This is a genomic window from Pseudomonas sp. UMAB-40 (assembly GCF_900095275.1).
Classification (GTDB): domain Bacteria; phylum Pseudomonadota; class Gammaproteobacteria; order Pseudomonadales; family Pseudomonadaceae; genus Aquipseudomonas; species Aquipseudomonas mandelii_B.
Genome location: NZ_LT607577.1, coordinates 1 through 18,525 on the forward strand (window position 1 = coordinate 1; position 18,525 = coordinate 18,525).

The following is an 18,525-nucleotide window of genomic DNA, read 5'->3' on the forward strand; positions in this document are numbered from 1 at the left end:
GCTACGACATCAATCCGTTGGGCTTCTTCTAAAAACCGGGGGCGATGCAGGGATTCCTGTATCGCCCTTCAGAATGCCATCGTGGGCTTGCCCGCTCCCACAGTGATTTGGGTTATCCCCAAACTATTGGTCCACCCCAAAACCCTGTGGGAGCGGGCTTGCCCGCGATGGCGCCCTTGACGACAACATCAAAACATCGCCCTGCCCCTCTGGCACGGGCTTTGCGTGCCCGCTCCACACGAAAACGTCGTACCGCAAGTCCAACAGATCAAACAATAAAAAAGACAGCGAGGACTTATGACTTCTTCCACACAGCTCAAACCCACACTCGGCACCCTGCATCTATGGGGCATTGCCGTCGGCCTGGTGATTTCAGGCGAGTACTTCGGCTGGAGTTACGGCTGGGGCACCGCGGGCACCCTGGGTTTCCTCGTCACCGCACTGATGGTGGCGACGATGTACACCTGTTTCATCTTCAGTTTCACCGAATTGACCACCGCCATTCCCCACGCGGGCGGGCCGTTTGCCTACAGCCGGCGGGCCTTTGGTGAGAAAGGCGGATTGATCGCCGGCATCGCCACCCTGATCGAATTCGTCTTTGCGCCCCCGGCCATCGCCATGGCCATCGGCGCCTATCTCAACGTGCAATACCCGGAACTTGATCCCAAGCTAGCGGCCGTTGGCGCGTATTTCGTGTTCATGGGCCTGAACATTCTTGGCGTCAGCATCGCCGCGACCTTCGAACTGGTGGTAACCGTGCTGGCAGTCGCCGAATTGCTGGTGTTCATGGGCGTCGTTGCGCCGGGTTTCAGCTTCAGTAATTTCGCACTTAACGGCTGGTCGGGCGCCAACGAGTTCACCATGGGCTCGATCCCCGGCATCTTTGCGGCGATCCCCTTTGCGATCTGGTTTTTCCTGGCCATTGAAGGCGCGGCGATGGCGGCTGAAGAAGCCAAGGACCCGAAACGCACCATTCCCAGGGCTTATGTCAGCGGCATTTTGACCCTGGTGTTCCTGGCCATCGGCGTGATGGTGATGGCGGGCGGTGTCGGCGACTGGCGCCAACTGTCTAACATCAACGACCCGCTGCCTCAGGCAATGAAAGCGGTGGTCGGCAACAACTCCAGCTGGATGCACATGCTGGTGTGGATCGGCCTGTTCGGCCTGGTGGCCAGTTTCCACGGGATCATCCTTGGCTATTCACGTCAGTTCTTTGCCCTGGCCCGGGCCGGTTACCTGCCTCGCTCACTGGCCAAGCTCTCGCGTTTCCAGACCCCGCACCGCGCCATCCTCGCTGGCGGCGTGATCGGCATCGCGGCGATCTACAGCGATGGTCTGGTCAACCTGCAAGGCATGACCCTGACGGCTGCGATGATCACCATGTCGGTATTCGGTGCCATCGTGATGTACATCATCAGTATGCTGAGCCTGTTCAAACTGCGTAAAACCGAGCCGAACCTGGAACGTAGTTTCCGTGCGCCGGGCTATCCGATCGTCCCGGGGATCGCGCTGTTTCTGGCCGTGGTGTGCCTGGTGGCGATGGCGTGGTTCAACACGCTGATCGGGTGCGTGTTCCTCGGTTTCATGGCAGCTGGTTACCTGTATTTCCAATTGACCGCCAAACAGCGTTTCGACGCGCCGGCGGATGCGATGCTCGAAGGCGTCTGAGTTGCACCGGCGCCGGGCCTGTTGCCCGGCGCCTGCCATATTGAAGTGCACGCAGTTCCCCTGTGGGAGCCAGCCTGCTGGCTCCCACAGGGGAATGTCAGGGTATCAAGACTTCTACACATCAGGAGGACACCGTCCCATGGCCACATTTGCCCATTCCGTCGGCGCCCAGACCTACCGCTTCGCGAGCCTCAAGGACGTGATGGCCAAGGCCAGTCCGGCGCGCTCCGGGGACTTCCTGGCCGGCGTCGCCGCCCTCAACGATGGCGAGCGTGTGGCCGCTCAAATGGCCTTGGCTGACATCCCCCTGACCCACTTCCTGCAGGAAGTATTGATTCCTTACGAAGCCGATGAAGTCACCCGACTGATCATCGACACGCACGACAAACACGCGTTCACCACCGTCAGCCACCTCACCGTCGGCGGCTTCCGCGACTGGCTGCTCAGCGATGCGGCCAACGAACAGAGCCTGCGCGCCCTGGCGCCCGGGCTGACCCCGGAGATGGTCGCCGCGGTCTCAAAAATCATGCGCGTGCAGGATCTGGTGCTGGTGGCGCAGAAAATACGCGTGGTCACGAGATTCCGCGGCACGATGGGCTTGCGCGGGCGGTTATCCACACGCCTGCAACCCAACCACCCCACCGACGAACCGGCCGGCATTGCGGCGAGCATTCTCGACGGCCTGCTGTATGGAAACGGGGACGCGATGATCGGCATCAACCCGGCCACCGATAGCATCGCGTCGATCTGCGCCATGCTGGAAATGCTCGACGCAATCATTCAGCGCTACGAAATCCCGACCCAGGCCTGTGTGCTGACCCACGTCACCACCTCCATCGAGGCGATCAATCGCGGGGTTCCGCTGGACCTGGTGTTCCAGTCGATCGCCGGCACCGAAGCAGCCAACGCCAGTTTCGGCATCAACCTGAATGTCCTGCAGGAAGGTTACGACGCCGGACTGAGCCTGAATCGCGGCACCCTGGGCCAGAACCTGATGTATTTCGAGACTGGCCAAGGCAGTGCCCTGTCAGCCAACGCCCACCACGGCATCGATCAACAGACCTGCGAAACCCGTGCCTACGCCGTGGCGCGCCATTTCAAGCCGTTCCTGGTCAACACCGTTGTAGGATTCATCGGCCCGGAATACCTCTATAACGGCAAACAGATCATCCGCGCCGGCCTCGAAGATCACTTCTGCGGCAAGCTGCTGGGCGTACCGATGGGCTGCGACATCTGTTACACCAACCACGCCGAAGCCGATCAGGACGATATGGACACCCTGCTGACCTTGCTGGGCGTGGCCGGGATCAACTTCATCATGGGCATCCCCGGCTCCGATGACATCATGCTCAACTACCAGACCACCTCGTTCCACGACGCCCTTTACGCCCGCCAGACCCTGGGTCTGAAACCGGCGCCGGAGTACGAACAATGGCTGGCGAAAATGGGCATCCTGACCCAGGCGGACGGCAAGATTCACTTCGGCGACAGCCTGCCGCCAGCCTTCCGCCAAGCGATGGCGCAACTGGGATGAGTGTTGAAATGGATAAGCCACCTGTTGATCCAGAGAATCCGCTACTGGAGCTGCGCCGCCTGACCCCGGCGCGGATTGCCCTGGGCCGCACCGGCACCAGCATGCCGACCAGCGCGCAGCTGGATTTCCAGTACGCCCACGCACAAGCCCGGGACGCCGTGCACTTGCCGTTCGACCATGCTGGGCTCCGCTCGCAACTGGCCGAGGCCGGGCGCGAGAGTGTGCTGCTGCACAGCGCCGCCACGAACCGGGACAGTTACTTGCAGCGCCCTGATCTGGGGCGAAAGTTGAGTGATGAGTCGGCCCAGACCCTGCGCGAATACGCGCAGGCGAACCCTGGCGGTGTGGATTTGGTGATCGTGGTCGCCGATGGCTTGTCGGCGCTGGCCGTTCATCGCCATACCTTGCCGTTTCTGGCGCGGATGCAAGAGCAAATCGAGGCTGAAGGCTGGTCCGTTTCACCGGTGGTGCTGGTGGAGCAAGGCCGGGTCGCGGTGGCTGACGAGATTGGCGAACTGCTCGGCGCAAAAATGGTGGTGATCCTGATCGGTGAACGCCCTGGCCTCAGTTCGCCGGACAGCCTGGGGTTATATTTCACCTACAATCCAAAGGTCGGACTGACGGATGCCTACCGCAACTGCATCTCCAATGTCCGGCTCGAGGGCTTGAGCTACGGAATGGCCGCACACCGCTTGCTGTACCTGATGCGCGAGGCGTGCCGCCGGCAGTTGTCGGGGGTCAATCTGAAGGACGAGGCGCAGGTTCAGACGCTGGAGTCGGACGCCGGTGCGGACATGAAAGGTAATTTCCTACTGAGCCCGCCGAATGCCTGAACCGTTTCCGCATTGCGTTTCTATTCCGGTTTCAGGCAGGATCGATGCACGGCTGCCCGAGTGAAGAACCGTTCGCCGTCAGAGCACGTGAAGACAGCCACTTGAAGACGAGACCTATCGATGCGGATTATTCAAGCGACCCTCGAACACCTGGACCTGCTGACCCCGTTGTTCGTCAAATATCGCGAGTTTTATGGCTCACTGGCCTATCCAGACTCCTCCCGGGCGTTCCTTGAAAAACGTCTGCGACGCAAGGAATCGGTGATTTACCTGGCGCTGGCCGATGGCGACGACAAACTGATGGGTTTCTGTCAGTTGTACCCGAGCTTTTCATCCCTTTCGCTCAAACGCGTGTGGATCCTAAACGACATCTACGTCGCCGAAGACGCCCGCCGCCAGCTGGTGGCCGACAACCTCATCCGCACGGCGAAGAAAATGGCCAAGGAAACCAATGCCGTGCGCATGCGCGTTTCCACCAGCAGCAATAACGAAGTGGCGCAGAAAACCTACGAATCCATCGGGTTCAAGGAAGACACCGAGTTCAAGAACTACGTGTTGCCGATCAGCGACGAGCTCTGATCCTGACGTCTGTGGGGAGGGAGCACGCTCCCTTCTCACTGAAAGGGTTATTTATTGTCACTCGACTTCCCGTCGCCTCATCGACATCCCCCGCTACAATCTCGACGCGCGCTTCACCAATCAGCCCGTATAATGCCGGCCTTTTCGGCTTGTAAGAAAAACTACACTCGTCTGTAGGCTTTCGCGAAGTCATCCGCACAGGCCTGCTGAGTCTGGCCGTCACCACAGGTGCCCCTCCATGGATTTCAACCCGATCGACCTTATCCTGCATCTCGATGTTTACCTCGATTTGCTGGTGAACAACTACGGGCCGTGGATCTACGCCATCCTGTTTCTGGTGATCTTCTGCGAAACCGGTCTGGTGGTGATGCCCTTCCTGCCGGGCGACTCCCTGCTGTTCATCGCGGGCGCGGTTGCCGCCGGCGGTGGCATGGACCCGGTGCTGCTGGGCGGTTTGCTGATGCTGGCAGCGATCCTCGGTGACAGCACCAACTACGTCATCGGCCGAACAGCGGGCGAACGCTTGTTCAGCAACCCGAACTCGAAAATCTTCCGCCGCGACTACCTGCAACAGACCCACGACTTCTATGACAAGCACGGAGGCAAGACCGTAACCCTGGCCCGCTTCCTGCCGATCATCCGTACCTTTGCACCGTTCGTCGCCGGCGTTGCCAAAATGCCTTACCCGCGTTTCTTCGCCTTCAGTGTCCTCGGCACCATTCTGTGGGTCGGCGGCCTGGTGACTTTGGGTTACTTCTTCGGCAACGTGCCGTTCATCAAGAAAAACCTTTCGCTGCTGGTGGTGGGCATCATCCTGCTGTCGCTGGTACCGATGATCATCGGCGTGGTCCGCAGCCGTTTCGGCAACGCCGCGTCCAAAACCCAATCGCACTGACTGGCGATGTGGTCCCTGAGCGCCTGGCGTCGCCGGCGCATCCTGGCCAGACACCCGATTGCCGACGACGTGTGGCAGCGGGTGCGCCATCACTTGAGTTTTCTCGATGGTCTCAGCGCCGCCGAAGACCGGTGGCTGCGTGAAGCCAGCGTGCTGTTCCTGGAAGATAAACACCTGACCGCCCTGCCCGGCGTTGAACTCCATCAGGAACAACGCCTGCTGCTCGCCGCTCAAGCGCAATTGCCACTGCTGCACCTGGGCGATCTGAACTGGTATCAGGGTTTCCACGAAATCGTCCTCTACCCCGACGACTTCCTCAGCCCCCAACGGCATCGCGATGCCAGCGGTGTCGAACACGAGTGGGACGGCGAACACAGCGGCGAAGCCTGGCAGCAAGGCCCGATCATCCTCGCCTGGCCCGGCGTAATGGCCAGCGGTGGCTGGGAAGGCTACAACCTGGTGATTCACGAGCTCGCACACAAACTCGACATGCTCAACGGCGACGCCAACGGCTTGCCGCCGCTGCACCCCGACATGCGGGTCAGCGAGTGGGCCAAGGTCATGCAGCACGCCTACGACGACCTCAATCGGCACCTTGACCGTAATCCAGACGCCGAAACAGCCATCGATCCGTATGCAGCAGAAAATCCCGCCGAATTCTTCGCCGTCACCAGCGAATACTTCTTCAGCGCCCCGGATTTGCTGCACGAGGCGTATCCACAGGTCTATGAGCAACTGAAGCTGTTTTACCGCCAGGACCCGCTGGCCCGGCTGCGGCAACTTCTGGCCGAGAACCCGGTCTATCAGGCACACGACTAAGGTCTCTACGACCCTTGGTCCGTAGCATCAACGGCGGAATATGCCTATAATCGCCGCCACTTTTTGGTCAATCCGGCCAAGTGTTTTTGGTCAACTAACGGGGGCACCGCCCAATGAGCTACAGCAAGATTCCGGCTGGCAAAGACCTGCCGAACGACATCTACGTCGCGATCGAGATCCCGGCCAACCACGCGCCGATCAAATACGAAATCGACAAAGACAGCGATTGCCTGTTCGTTGACCGTTTCATGGCCACCCCGATGTTCTACCCGGCCAACTACGGTTACATCCCGAACACCCTGGCCGACGACGGTGACCCCCTCGACGTGCTGGTCGTGACCCCTTACCCGGTTGCACCAGGCTCGGTGATCCGCGCTCGTCCAGTCGGCATCCTGAACATGACCGACGACGGTGGCGGCGATGCCAAAGTCATCGCAGTCCCACACGACAAGCTGTCCCAGCTGTACGTCGACGTAAAGGAATACACCGACTTGCCACCCCTGCTGATTCAGCAGATCGAGCACTTCTTCGCGAACTACAAAGATCTCGAAAAAGGCAAATGGGTGAAGATCGAAGGCTGGGCCGGTGCAGATGCCGCTCGCGAAGCGATCACCAAGTCGGCTGCTGCCTACAAAGGCTGAGACGCCATTGGCCCCGCGCCTGTGACGACTTGAAAAAAACCCCGGTTGATCCGGGGTTTTTTGTGGGCGTCTATTAAGGGCCTTTTAAACGGGGCGTTTAGTTTCAGAACGCTACGTTTTTTCTTGTTTAATTTGTTCCAAATACGTCTTACATCCGGTCGTAAATTTCCCTCGAAATTTGAACGGTTCGTTTATTCAAAGCCCGGCCCAGCGGCCGTAGACTCGTGTTTATGAAAAAGAACACTAGCGGCCCACGGTTTAAAGCGCTCCTCGAAAAAGCGAAAATAACGACGACAGGATTTGCCGCTTTCTTCGACACGGAGCCGCAAAATATCCATAACTGGTACACCCGCGGTGTGCCCGCCTACCGCATGGAAGAGGTCTCCAGACTACTCTCGGTAAACAGCGACTGGCTCAAGACCGGCGAAGGCCCACAAGACTCCAAACATCTGCGCCTGCTCGACGAGTCCGGCAACACCTTCGACGCCCAGGCCATTCGCGGCGTCTACACGGTGGTCGAGCCGACCGATGTCGAACTGCCCCTCTACAAGGAAATCCCCATCACCCCGGGGTCCTGTAAAACCCACGTCGCCGAAGACCCCGGCCAATTCATCCGCCTGCCCAAAACCCACCTCGACTCCCTGGAAATCAAATACACGGATGTCTTCTGCGTGCACATGAGCGGCAACGGCATGGGCGAGCGCATTGAGGACGGCTCCACCCTCGCCATCGACCGAGGACTGACCAAGGTGATTGATGGGGAGATCTACGCCATCGAGCACGACGGGATGCTGCGAATCAAATACCTGCACCGGATGCCGGGCAATGCCCTGCGGCTGCGCAGTTACAACAAAGCAGAGCACCCGGATGAAATCTTCAATGCCGAGCAGATTGATAAGCAGAACATCAGGGTGCTGGGGTGGGTATTCTGGTGGTCGACCCTGAACAAACGGCGGCCGGCGGTGCCGTTTTTGTAACGCCCTGGCATTTTTACATCCCACAGGCATCCCACAATCCCTGTGGGAGCGGGCTTGCCCGCGAAAGCGATGGAACATTCACCCAAAAAATCGGATGGATTACCTGATCCCGAGCCCCCGATAGCTCTAAGGCGCACACCACACTGGGAATCCCCCAAGAAAATCAGTATGCTGCGCCCCACATTTGCGCATCACCCCGCCCCGCGGCTCTGATCGCACCGACACGGCAGATGATTTTCTCGCCGAGTCCCACAGCCGGACGCAAGATCCGGGTGTACGTTTTGAAGGCTGGCGAGGTTTACCAAAAATGAACCAAGCCAGTCCCCGAGAAGCCGGCCACAAGCCGGCTTTTTAATGCCTGGAAAAAGTAAATAGTGCAGCAACCTGCTGCACAATTCCTCACGGATAACTAAACCCCTTCACCAACGTCAACTCCCCCACCGCCCGCATCGGCACCAGAAAAGTCTCCATCTTCTCGTTAGGCGTCCCTTCCTCCGTAATCACCGTCACCTGCGCCGTCGTCAGCGCTTGAACCGCCTCCTCCTGCCCTTCCTCATCACTGCGATACCCGCCCCCGAAGTAATTCACATACACCAGATACTGCCCCTTGATCGGCGCCGGCATGGCAAAAATCTCCGGCCCATACCCCGTCGTCACGTCCACATCCAGCGCCGCACCATTCGGTGCAACCCGATCGCCATACCAAATGTGCGCACCGTCAGGCGTGATGAGGTGCAGATCCAGATCCGTGCCATCGCTGTCCCAGGCCAGCAGCACCCGCAACTTGGCCGGCGTAGCCCCACCACTGACATTAAGAAACTGCGTCCGAGACCGTTGCTGTCCATCAGGGCTACGAACTTCAACGCTGTTGCTGCCATTGGGAAACGAGAACGGTCGATCAAAACGCCCGGCCGGATCAATCTTCAGCGGCATGCTGACGCCGTTGACGATCAACCGCCCAGGTTCGCCGGACTTGGGCGCGGCTTTGATCTGCCCGGTGATGCGCGCAGTGTTGGCCTGCCCCAGCGGGGTATTCACCGAGGAGGCTGGATAGTTGACCGTCTGACGGAAGTTTTCACCCTCCCCCTCGGCCGCGCCGGTGCGCCAGCCGCCAACGGGCGTATCGAGTTTCACGCCGCTCTCAGCCGCAAAAACCGTCGGCAGTACACAAAAAGAACAAAGGAACAGGAAGACCTGTGGATAACGGAGTTTCATGGCCTATTCCAGCAAGAGATGTCGGGCGAGCCCTTCGATGTAGGTTTCATCCTGGCCGTTGGGGTGTGCTTCGAAGGCCAGGTGCAGGTATTCATGGGTCAGGTCGAGGCGGTCTTGCAGTGACAGCACGCCGCGCACATAGAGGCGTTGACGTTCGCGGTCGACGTAGGGGCGCCCGAAGGCCAGGCGGCAGACGGCGATGGTGCTGACGTCGTTGTAGCCGACTTCGCTTTCCAACCGCGTGCGCCAGCCGCGGCGTTGCTTTTGAAGCCAGTCTTGCGCGGCGGGCAGTGCTTCGCAGGAGGCGACGGGGCTGTCCCAGCGGCTGAGGCTGGCGCGCGGGTAGGCGTGCAACAGGATGGCGTCGTAGCGCTGGCCGGCGTTGGCTTGTTCGACGGCGTGCTGCCAGGAGAGTTTGTCCGGGCCGGGTTGGTCGGAGTGGTAGGTGACGGTGCTGCCGGCGAGGACGAGGTCGCTGGTCCAGGCGGCAATGTGGCGTGATTCAGCGGTGGCCGGGCGTGGGGCGACGCGTTGGCGACTGCTGCTGTCGTCGATGCTCAGGCAGTCGCCGTGGCGGGTGGCGTTTTGCAGCAGGTAGGTTCTTATCGCGATGGCCAGGGCTTTGGCGGCTTCAACGGGTTCGGGTTTGGCTTCCCTTTGCAGGACGCGGGCGACGTATTCTTCACGGTCGAGTCGAGCGACGAGTTTGTCCTTAAGCAGAAACAGTTCGCCATCGCTGTGGATATCCAGCTGATTGCCATTGGCGAATTCGACGCGATAGTCGCCCTGCAGAGGCCCGGAAGAAACAACCCGATCCCCCGCAAGAACACGCCCGATCGGATAACGGGAAAACAGACCGACTTCGACGCAACGTCCCGCATCCAAAGGCCAATCCGCCGGCAACACCGAAGCCAACGCAGCACCGTAATGACGAAGCACCATCTGACTGGTCCCGCGCCCACCCGCCCAGATCGGCGTGCCGTCCGCCATCCAACCCGCAAACCCACCCTGACGCGACGAAGGGTCCTGATCGCCCAACCAGCTCCAGGTTTTCACCCGCAATCGGCCACCGAGTTCGCCGACGACATTGCCGTCAGAGGCGCTTAGCACCACATCGAGCAACACCCGCCGCGCCTGATCCTGCGCCGGCATCACGGCCAGCACTTTCAGCAATTCAGCCACGGAAACTCGCGTAGAAGGCTGTAACGAAGGCAGGTTCAGCAACCATTCCGGCGCCTGCCGAGCCTGCCAATATTCCCGCCAGCCTGCATCAGAAATACCCAATCGTGCAGGCTCGAAGTACAAGCCACACGATTTCACCAACGCCTGATCGCGCTCAATCTTGCCGCCCGCGGTGCAGCAATAAACTTCCTCTTTCGATTGCCCGCGACACTCATACGCTGGCTCACGGGCGCCGGTATCCACCAACCAGCCGTACACAAACAACTTCCACAAACTGCCCAACGGCGCCTGCAAATCACTGGGCAATGGCTCGCGTGAAATCACCTGAGTCCGGCTCAACGAAATCAATTCACCCTTGAAGCCCAGACGCAGCGGCTCCTCCTGCGCTGTCGCCAGCGCAGGGATCAAACACAGCAGCCACCAGAGCAGCGCTCGGGGCATGTCAGTTGACCGTGACCTGGCCGAGGGCCGGTTTCTGTTCCTGGGCTTGATGCTGCGGCGCGTAGACCTGAGTGAAACGCACCGGCGGCAGGTTGAATTGGCCTTTCTGTGAGAAGCGCACCAAATGACGCAGGCGCAGTTCGCCGCTCAAGGCATCGACCGGAATCGCGTAAGCCATCTGGCCCGGTTCGAAACGCGCTTTCTCCAGTGCGGTCGGCTCGGTGCCGGCCTTGCCCATCAACTTGATGCCCCACGTGGTGCGCTCGACATCCGCGCCCGGCGGCAGCGGCACTTCGAGCATGCCGTAGCGCAGCGGTTTGGCGGCTTTGCTGGTGATGATCACTTCGTCCAGGTACAGGCTGTCGCTGGACAAAGGCTTGCTGCCTATCGCTTCCAGCTTGAAGGTGAAGGCTTCGTCGCCCGGCACCAGACGCGACAGGCGACGGGTGATGGTCACCGCCATCGGCTCAACCGGCGGTTGCATGGTCTGGAAGCTCAACGCGGCGCGCAACGGACGTTCTTGCGTCCCGGTCAGCGACAACACGGCCGGTACCGGCGAAGCACCCTGCCACGTCCAGTACATCTCACCGGTATCACCGTGTTGTTTTTTCCAGCCTTCACCCGGGGCCAGTGCGATGGTGGGTGATGCCTGCTCGATGCTGCGTTGCAACCAGGTCAGCGCCAGAGCGCGTTCCAGGGTCGATTGCTGCGGCAGTAAACGTTGCAACAACGCTTGCGCGTGAGCCTGATCGAAGGGTTGCAGCGACAGGTTCAAGGCTTCGGCAAACGGTTGAGAACTGACCGCCAGCCGTTGTTGCGCATCCGGCAGTTGACGACTGAATGCGTCCGGCAGAGTCACCTTCGATTGCTTCGCCAACGAGGCAGTCAGCGCACGAGCAGCCGCCAAGCCAAGCGCCGAATCAGGATCGCTCATGACAAGGCTGTCCTCGCCATCTTCCATCAGGTTCGCAGCATTGCCCTCGCCTGCTTTTGCCAGGTCATCCATCAAGCCACTGAGCAACGTGTTGACCGGCAATTGCATCTGCTTGGCGAACGACAGAATCAGCGCCCGCTGCAACAGCGGCGTGTTTTTCGCCTGCTTGGAATACACCTCCAGCACCCGCTGCCAATGCTCCGGCGGCAGGCTCAGTTCAAGTGCTTTGCTGGCGTGCCAGTCGGCGTAATAGGCGTAGGCAGTGAGGAACGCATCCGGCTCACCGTCCATGCCCCACCAGGTGAAGCTCGCGGAAGGCCCGGCCATTTGCACCAGGCGCAGACGGCTGTTTTGCATGATCAGGCGCAAGCGATCGCGGATCTGCGGGTTCGACGACAAGGTCGGGTACGCAATGCTCAATGGCAGCAAACGACTTGCTGTCTGCTCGACACCGCCATACGGATAGCTCAGCAGATCATCGAGCGCCGAACGGAACAGCGCTTGCGGACTGTCATCCAGACGCAGGCGAATATCCGTCGCGTCCGCCGGCAAGGTCAGCGGTGTGTCGCCGCTGACCACGTCCAGGCTTTGGCTTTGCGTGACCTGCCAGCCTTCGCCGGTTGCAGTCAGGCGCACGGCCAGGGCGTCGGCGGTTTTGCCGTCCTGCACCAGTTCGGCGCTCCACTCGCCGGAGGTCAACGCAAACGCCGGCAGCGCGATGTAGTTGATGCCATTGTTCAGGGTCACCGGCACGCGCTGTTCGGCGCCGCCGTAATGGATCACCAACTCGGCCTTGACCGGTTTTTCTGCCTGACTGAAGGCGAACACACCGAGCTCCGGTTTGTCGCCATTGCGGAAGTGAGTCGGGCCGCTCCATTTCAGGTACAGCGGTTTCTCCGAGCGCAGGAATTGCTTCTTCTGCCCGACCTGGCCGTCATCGGCGATGGCGCGGGCAGTGATGCGCCAGCGGGTCAGCGAGTCCGGCATCTTGAAGGTGAAGCGGGTTTTGCCGTTGGCGTCGGTGATCAACTCCGGTTCCCACGCGGCGGTGTCGACGTCTTCACGACGGGGCCGCTCCAGCACTTTCACGCCCCGCTCGCTGCGATTGGCTTTGCCCGGTGCACCGGGGCTGCCTGGCAACGCAACGTCGTAGCTGATGAACGACAGACTGGCGCTGGTGCGCACATTGTTACGGCGCGGGTGGTAGAAGAATTGGTCGATGGTTGGCGCGACTTCCGGTTGCAGCGCGTAGACCATTTCATCGACCACGCTGACCGTCAGGTGTGCCGGAATCGGCTTGCCGGCGAACTGGGTGGTCAGGTCCACCGACACGGTATCGCCCGGCTGATACGCCTCTTTGTCCGTGACGATGGCCACGTCGATTTGCGGCGCAATCACCTTGATGCCAGCGTTCTGGAAACTGTATTGACCGCCCTTGGTGTACAGCACCGAGAACGTCAGGTTCGGCGCGAAGGTGTCCTTCACCGGGATGCGCGCGCGGTATTGGGTGTCGCTGAGTTTTTCCATCTTCAGCCAGTCGCCGCCCTTGGACAGCAACGCCGTGGCCTCGACTTTGTCCCGCTCAAGGGACAGCAGCGCATCGCTGACCGGCTCAGGGAAAGTGATCAACGCCAGGGCTTCGTCGCCCGCCTTGTACTCGGGTTTGTCGAGGACGATTTCCACGGTGCCGGGCACGGCTTTGACGCCATCGCCAGTCACCGAATGGCCGGTGGCGCCGACGACGCGGCCATGGTCATCCTTCAACGTCAGGTTGTAGGTGCCTGGACGGTCGAAGGCCAAGGTGAAGCTTTTATCCGTCGCGGCGAGTTTGCCTTCGCCAGTGCTCTGGTCTTCAAGGCGCACCCAACTGTAGCTGCCCGGCATGACGGCTTTGGCCTGCTCGCTGCCACCCTCATTCAAATAGCTGAACGCAACCTTGTCGCCCACGGCACTGAAGCGCTGCGGCGCGCTCAAGCGGAAACTCGCGGCACCACGGTCGATGAGGATTTCCTTGGTGGTCTTGACCCGATACGCCGCGCCATCGCTGGCAAACACGGTGAGCATGTAACGGCTCGGTTTTTCGGCGGCCGGCAGGTCGAGGGTCGCGTTGCCTTTGCTGTCGGTGGTCAGTTCGGTACTGGTCAGCTCCACCGGGAACTGACCGAGGTATTGCAGCTCGTTATCGACCATCGACAATTGCTGGGCGCGCAGGCTCAGGGTCAGCTTGGCATCGGCCACCGGTTTGCCGTCCGGGTACAGCAGCACCAGGTTGCCCTTGACCGGTTCGCCGGTGCGGTAATCCTGCTTGGCCAGGTTCAGCGAGATTTCGAAGTGCGGCTTGATGTATTCGGCAACGCGGAAGGCGCTGCTGTAGGCCTGGTCCTTGTAGCTAAAACGCAGCTCATAACCGCCGGCCACGGCGTTGTCCGGCAACTGGAATCGGCCTTGGGTGCCGGCCTTGGAATCCAGCTTCAGCGCCAGCGATTGCAGCGCTGTGCCGGTGGCATCGAGTACCGTCACGTTGACGTCGGCAGCGGTCGGCGCCACGGAATCCCGGGCGTTCTTGAACTCGCGACCGACGATTTTCAGCGACACCCAATCCCCCGGCCGATACAGCGGCCGGTCGGTGAAGGCGTAGAGTTTGGTGTCGTAGATTTCGCTGTCGTAATAGAAGTTTTCGGAGACAAACACCCCGCCCTCTTCGTCCTCGCCAATCACGAACGAACGCTCCGGGCTGACGTGTTTCAGGCGCAACAAACCATCGGCATCGGTGGCGCCGCTGCTCATTACACCCAGGCCATCGGTCCACAGCACATTGACCTTCGGCACCGAACTGCCTTCGTGCTTGCGCGCAGCCCAGACCACCAACTCATCACCGGCAATCTTGCTCACGGCCACAGTGTTGGAAACGAAGACCATGGTGGTGGCGCGGTACTTGCCGATCAGCGCTTCCACCAGATACAGGCCCGGTTTCAGGTTGCCCAACGGGATGTACACGTTACCCGGTGCGACGCTGACGAACTCGCTCGACGAACCGGCCAGATTCACACCGGTAGGCGGCTGGATCGGTTTGGCTTGCCACAGCGGATAACGGAACTGGCTGACCACCGGCAGGCCCGGAATCAGCGCGAATTGCGGCTGAGCGTCGTAAGGCGTTGGTGCAGCAATCGCGCTGCCCATCTTCAGTTCCGGCACTTCCTCGGTGACTTGTTTGCGGGACTCGTAGGAAAACGCCCGCTGCATCACCCGACGGGATTTGCGGTACCAGTTGTCCCACAGGTACGCGAGCGTATTCGACAAGCCTTCGCCCTTGAACTGGCCGTCGCTGACCACCCGGTGCAGGTTCTTCTGGCGCTTGAGGAAATCCAGTGGTTTGTCGATGCGGTACACGCGAATGTCGGCGCCGCCGTAAGGCTCCATGCGGAACCGACGGTAATCGCGGCCCGGCGCTTCGAGGCGGACCATCGCCTGTTCGTCGGCGGCGAAACTGCTGTCGGCCAGCAGGAAAAAGCTTTCACCGGCCACCGGCGTGTAGCCGCTCGGCTCGACGGTGTCTTCGGCGTTGACCGCCGAAAACGGCAGCACCAAAACCAACAGCAGAGGCAGGAAACGCGACATGCGGGCACCGATCATTGGGAGAGAAAGTTCAGTCGATAGACGCCGATGAAGTTGGGGTTGGCTGCGTCGGGTATCCATCGGGTGTCCTTCCATGTCATGAGTTGCTGCAGGCTTGCGGAGCGCATGCCGTTGTCAGTCGGGGTGGTGGTGCCGGTGTGATAGGCGATGTAGCGGCCCATCCAGATCATCAGGTGCTGGTCGTCGCCCTGATCGAAAAACATCAGGTCGCCGGGCCGGGCTTGCGCCAGATCGCGGCCGACCAGATGGCTGTTGAACTGAATCAGTTTGATTGCGTTGACGTACGGCCCGACTTTGCCGCCGCCCTGCTGCCATTGCTGGGCGAGGCCGCGTTGGGCCTCGCTCAGTTGCAGCTCTGGCGGCAGATATCGGTTGGACAGGCCATTGCTGCGCAGCCATTTGTCGTCGTGGACTTTCAGCGCTTCGTTGGCGGCGAAACGGACCAGGCCGGCGCAGTCCTGCTGATACCAGCGCGGGCTCGGGCCTTGGGACAGTTGTTCCTGGGCGATGCGCACGAACCAGGCGCGGAATACCTGGGATTGCTGCACGTCCAGCGGCGGCGCCTCAGTGGCAAAGGCTCGGGTGCCCAGTAGCAACGCCAGCAGGCCGAGGCCTCGGATAAGTGCTGTCACAGGGCTTTCCATTCCAGCGGCAGCCACTGCCAGTGGCCGTTGGGTTCGCTGCCTTCCGGCAAGGTCAGGGCGTATTTGCCATAACCGCCGAGCTTGCGCAGTTTCGGGATCAGGTAGGTTTGCGCGGCGTTGTAGAACACCGGCTCCATGTCCTGTGGCAGGCTGTCGAGGGTTTCCTGTTGCATCAGTTGCGCCATGGATTCCGGGCCGAAGTAGACCGGCATCAGCAGGTCTTTCGGCACCACGTCGGCCATCGGCGGGAAGCGTTTGTCGAGAGTGCCGAGGGCCTTGTCCACGAGCTTGTCGTCGAGGGAGAACAGCAACGTCGAACCGTGACGCGCCAAGCTGACTTTCATGAACGCCTTGCCGGTGATTGCGTCCGGGTTCTCGGCGTCCTTGGCTTTGTAGGGACCGAAGTTGGAGCTGACCTGGCGCTGCCACTGATGGCTTTGGCCTTCCTGTTTCTCGACCACCGGGAACGCGTGTTCTTCGACGTTGCCTTCATAGGCGCCGACCATCGAGCTGAACAGGTTGCCCAGGTCACCGTCGAGTTTGGCGCTGTCATCATCATTCAGGCTGGCCACCAGCAACGGCGTGTACAACCGCGAATCGGCGTACCAGCACAGCCCGGCGGCGCCGGCCATGTGTTCGGTCAGCGCCTGGGCCACGGATTCTTCGGCGCCGAGTTTCACCAGCAGCGGTTTCTGCTGTTCGGCGGCGAGCGGCAAGGCCACGCAGGCGCTGGCGCCCATCGGCATGGCTTGCCAGATCGGTTTGAAATCGAAGTCCGGCTGGTTGTCCAGTTCGTCCATGGCGAGGAAGCTATGCCAGCCCTTGTCGTCCATGTCGAAGCGCAGGCCGGCGAAATTCGGGATGAAACGCTGGTAACCCATGGCCAGGACGCTGGCGTTGACCGACAGGCGTTGTTTCACCTCGGGCGCGCGCGGTGGCAGGCCGAAGGCTTCGGGGAACAGTTTGTCGCCGTTGAGCAACGCGGCGATGGACTGGGTCGAAACGCTGCCCGGTTCTTCCGAAGCTCCGCCTTCTGGATCGTAGAGTTTGGTCGGGTTGGACAGCACCACCAGTTTGTCGCCATGGGAAGCGAACAGCAGCGCCTTGCTGTTGTTATAGGTCAGTTGATAGAGAGTCACGTCATCGGCGCCGACTTTCACTGTGGCGACGGCGGACAGCTGCGAATCATCCAGCGCCACTTTCGTCAGCGGCTCCAGCACCTTGGCCAGCCCCCCGCGATCCATCACCAACAAGAAGTCTTTGAGACGACCGTCCGCCCCACGCCACAACGCCACATCCGCCGGTTGATCGAAGAGCTGCTCGATCAAACTGTCCTGCAACTTCAGATCATGCTCATAAATGATTCGCCGCAGACTGCCGATCAAGCCGAGGCGATCGGCATGGGCTTCGTAATAGAAGACGAAATCTTCAGTCAGGGTTTCCTTGAGGAACGGCACCGCCAGCAAGTCCTTGGGCAATTGGCTCAGGGAATGGGTTTCGAGCAGACCGTCCGGGCGGCTCATGCCCAGTTTGTCGCTGGCCAACGCTGCCGGTGGCGTCTTGGGTTTGTGCATGAACCAGCCCAATCCGGCCGCGACGCCGGCCACCAGGACCAGCCCGACCAGCAGCGTCGGCCAGCGGCGAGGAGTTTTGGCAGCTGGCGTTTCGGCGGCCGGAGAAACAGTGTTATCGCTCATGTTCACAAAACCCGATGTCATCCGTGGAGCGGGATGCTTAATAGTTGAAAGTCTTGACCAGCAGCAGGTCACCGATGGCCCGCAGGGGCACGATGAAGGTCTCGCGTTTTTCGTCGACAGTGTTTTCGTTGAGCACCAGGTTGATCTGCGAGGTGATCACCTCGTTCTGGTTGCTGGTCTCATCGAAGTTATAGCCGCCGCTGCCGAAGTTGCCCCAATAGTTCACGTAAACCAGATAGGTGCCATGCATCGGCGCGGTCATGGTGAACATTTCCGGGCCGGGGCCATCGACGCCGTCCGGATCCAGCCCGCCGCCATTGCTCATCGCCGGGCGCGCCCAGAACGCGTGCTGGCCGTCGGGGGTCACGATGTGCAGATCGAGTTCGGCTTTCGGGTCATCCCAGCCCAACACCACACGAATCCGCGCCGGGGTGCGCAGGTTGTTGGCTTCATAGAATTGAACGCGCTTGAGTGATTTGCCTTCGGCGCTACGCACTTCAACGCTGTTGGAGCCGGCACCGAACGCATACGGCCGGGCGAAACGCCCCTGGTCATCGGTGTACAGATTCAGAGGGTTACCGTTGACGGCCAGCGTATGAGGCCCGCGTTGCGTGCCAATGGCCTTGAGCTGGCCCTGGATCATCGTGCGATTGCGCTGCACACCCCGGTCGATGGGCGGCGTCGGATAGGCGACTTGCGGGTATTCACTGCGATCGAGCAGGCCGTTGAAGCGCCAGCCGCCGACCGGCTCCGACAACTCAGCCGTCGGCTCGGCCCAGGCAGCGGTCGCGCAGACCAGCCCCATCAGCACCAGAAGAAATGAACGCATG

14 protein-coding genes are annotated in these 18,525 nt (G+C 60.7%); 8 read left to right on the top strand and 6 right to left on the bottom strand.

From position 1 onward, the window contains the following. Nucleotides 1-297 precede the first annotated feature (297 nt). The 8 genes from eat (at nt 298) to K0F88_RS28705 (ending at nt 7,946) form a co-directional block, all read left to right on the top strand. On the top strand, nt 298-1,668 hold the full coding sequence (gene eat / locus K0F88_RS28670; protein WP_219097467.1) for an ethanolamine permease: 1,371 nt from the start codon (nt 298-300) through the stop codon (nt 1,666-1,668). A 139-nt stretch (nt 1,669-1,807) separates the two neighbouring features. Next, complete coding sequence (locus K0F88_RS28675) at nt 1,808-3,202, top strand: ethanolamine ammonia-lyase subunit EutB (RefSeq protein WP_219097468.1); 1,395 nt, start codon at nt 1,808-1,810, stop codon at nt 3,200-3,202. A gap of 8 nt (nt 3,203-3,210) precedes the next feature. Continuing rightward, on the top strand, nt 3,211-4,035 hold the full coding sequence (eutC, locus tag K0F88_RS28680; protein ID WP_219097469.1) for an ethanolamine ammonia-lyase subunit EutC: 825 nt from the start codon (nt 3,211-3,213) through the stop codon (nt 4,033-4,035). Nucleotides 4,036-4,155: 120 nt separating this feature from the next. After that, entirely contained in the window at nt 4,156-4,614 is a 459-nt protein-coding gene (locus tag K0F88_RS28685) for an N-acetyltransferase (RefSeq protein ID WP_109635166.1), read from the top strand. Nucleotides 4,615-4,852: 238 nt separating this feature from the next. Continuing rightward, complete coding sequence (locus tag K0F88_RS28690) at nt 4,853-5,509, top strand: DedA family protein (protein WP_219097470.1); 657 nt, start codon at nt 4,853-4,855, stop codon at nt 5,507-5,509. Nucleotides 5,510-5,515: 6 nt separating this feature from the next. Beyond that, nucleotides 5,516-6,328 (top strand): zinc-dependent peptidase, encoded by an 813-nt coding sequence (locus tag K0F88_RS28695; RefSeq protein ID WP_219097471.1) that lies wholly within the window; start codon nt 5,516-5,518, stop codon nt 6,326-6,328. Between the two features lie 113 nt (nt 6,329-6,441). Then, entirely contained in the window at nt 6,442-6,969 is a 528-nt protein-coding gene (gene ppa / locus K0F88_RS28700) for an inorganic diphosphatase (RefSeq protein WP_027924322.1), read from the top strand. Nucleotides 6,970-7,199: 230 nt separating this feature from the next. After that, the gene (locus K0F88_RS28705; RefSeq protein WP_094470441.1) at nt 7,200-7,946 is read left to right on the top strand and encodes a S24 family peptidase; all 747 of its coding nucleotides are present in this window, start codon (nt 7,200-7,202) and stop codon (nt 7,944-7,946) included. A 399-nt stretch (nt 7,947-8,345) separates the two neighbouring features. On the opposite strand, the gene K0F88_RS28710 is transcribed toward K0F88_RS28705, so the two are convergent. The 6 genes from K0F88_RS28710 to K0F88_RS28735 are packed head-to-tail and all read right to left on the bottom strand — an operon-like array spanning nt 8,346 to nt 18,524. Beyond that, nucleotides 8,346-9,161, bottom strand: coding sequence for a YfaP family protein (locus K0F88_RS28710; RefSeq protein ID WP_094470440.1), 816 nt, complete (start codon nt 9,159-9,161; stop codon nt 8,346-8,348). Nucleotides 9,162-9,164: 3 nt separating this feature from the next. Next, nucleotides 9,165-10,784 (bottom strand): DUF2300 domain-containing protein, encoded by a 1,620-nt coding sequence (locus K0F88_RS28715; RefSeq protein ID WP_219097472.1) that lies wholly within the window; start codon nt 10,782-10,784, stop codon nt 9,165-9,167. Between the two features lies 1 nt (nt 10,785). After that, the gene (locus tag K0F88_RS28720; RefSeq protein WP_094470438.1) at nt 10,786-15,351 is read right to left on the bottom strand and encodes an alpha-2-macroglobulin; all 4,566 of its coding nucleotides are present in this window, start codon (nt 15,349-15,351) and stop codon (nt 10,786-10,788) included. Then, complete coding sequence (locus tag K0F88_RS28725) at nt 15,348-15,998, bottom strand: DUF1175 domain-containing protein (RefSeq protein WP_094470437.1); 651 nt, start codon at nt 15,996-15,998, stop codon at nt 15,348-15,350. The genes K0F88_RS28720 and K0F88_RS28725 overlap by 4 nt, the downstream gene beginning before the upstream one ends. Next, entirely contained in the window at nt 15,983-17,695 is a 1,713-nt protein-coding gene (locus tag K0F88_RS28730; RefSeq protein WP_094470436.1) for a DUF2138 domain-containing protein, read from the bottom strand. The genes K0F88_RS28725 and K0F88_RS28730 overlap by 16 nt, the downstream gene beginning before the upstream one ends. 37 nt (nt 17,696-17,732) lie before the next feature. After that, nucleotides 17,733-18,524, bottom strand: coding sequence for a YfaP family protein (locus K0F88_RS28735; protein WP_094470435.1), 792 nt, complete (start codon nt 18,522-18,524; stop codon nt 17,733-17,735). Nucleotide 18,525 lies beyond the last annotated feature (1 nt).

Coding starts and splice junctions, on each gene's coding strand:
- K0F88_RS28690 (WP_219097470.1), top strand. CDS start 4,853: ATGGATTTCAACCCGATCGACCTTATCCTGCATCTCGATGTTTACCTC.
- K0F88_RS28725 (WP_094470437.1), bottom strand. CDS start 15,998: ATGGAAAGCCCTGTGACAGCACTTATCCGAGGCCTCGGCCTGCTGGCG.
- K0F88_RS28695 (WP_219097471.1), top strand. CDS start 5,516: ATGTGGTCCCTGAGCGCCTGGCGTCGCCGGCGCATCCTGGCCAGACAC.
- K0F88_RS28705 (WP_094470441.1), top strand. CDS start 7,200: ATGAAAAAGAACACTAGCGGCCCACGGTTTAAAGCGCTCCTCGAAAAA.
- K0F88_RS28710 (WP_094470440.1), bottom strand. CDS start 9,161: ATGAAACTCCGTTATCCACAGGTCTTCCTGTTCCTTTGTTCTTTTTGT.
- K0F88_RS28720 (WP_094470438.1), bottom strand. CDS start 15,351: ATGATCGGTGCCCGCATGTCGCGTTTCCTGCCTCTGCTGTTGGTTTTG.
- ppa (WP_027924322.1), top strand. CDS start 6,442: ATGAGCTACAGCAAGATTCCGGCTGGCAAAGACCTGCCGAACGACATC.
- eat (WP_219097467.1), top strand. CDS start 298: ATGACTTCTTCCACACAGCTCAAACCCACACTCGGCACCCTGCATCTA.
- K0F88_RS28715 (WP_219097472.1), bottom strand. CDS start 10,784: ATGCCCCGAGCGCTGCTCTGGTGGCTGCTGTGTTTGATCCCTGCGCTG.
- eutC (WP_219097469.1), top strand. CDS start 3,211: ATGGATAAGCCACCTGTTGATCCAGAGAATCCGCTACTGGAGCTGCGC.
- K0F88_RS28675 (WP_219097468.1), top strand. CDS start 1,808: ATGGCCACATTTGCCCATTCCGTCGGCGCCCAGACCTACCGCTTCGCG.
- K0F88_RS28685 (WP_109635166.1), top strand. CDS start 4,156: ATGCGGATTATTCAAGCGACCCTCGAACACCTGGACCTGCTGACCCCG.
- K0F88_RS28735 (WP_094470435.1), bottom strand. CDS start 18,524: ATGCGTTCATTTCTTCTGGTGCTGATGGGGCTGGTCTGCGCGACCGCT.
- K0F88_RS28730 (WP_094470436.1), bottom strand. CDS start 17,695: ATGAGCGATAACACTGTTTCTCCGGCCGCCGAAACGCCAGCTGCCAAA.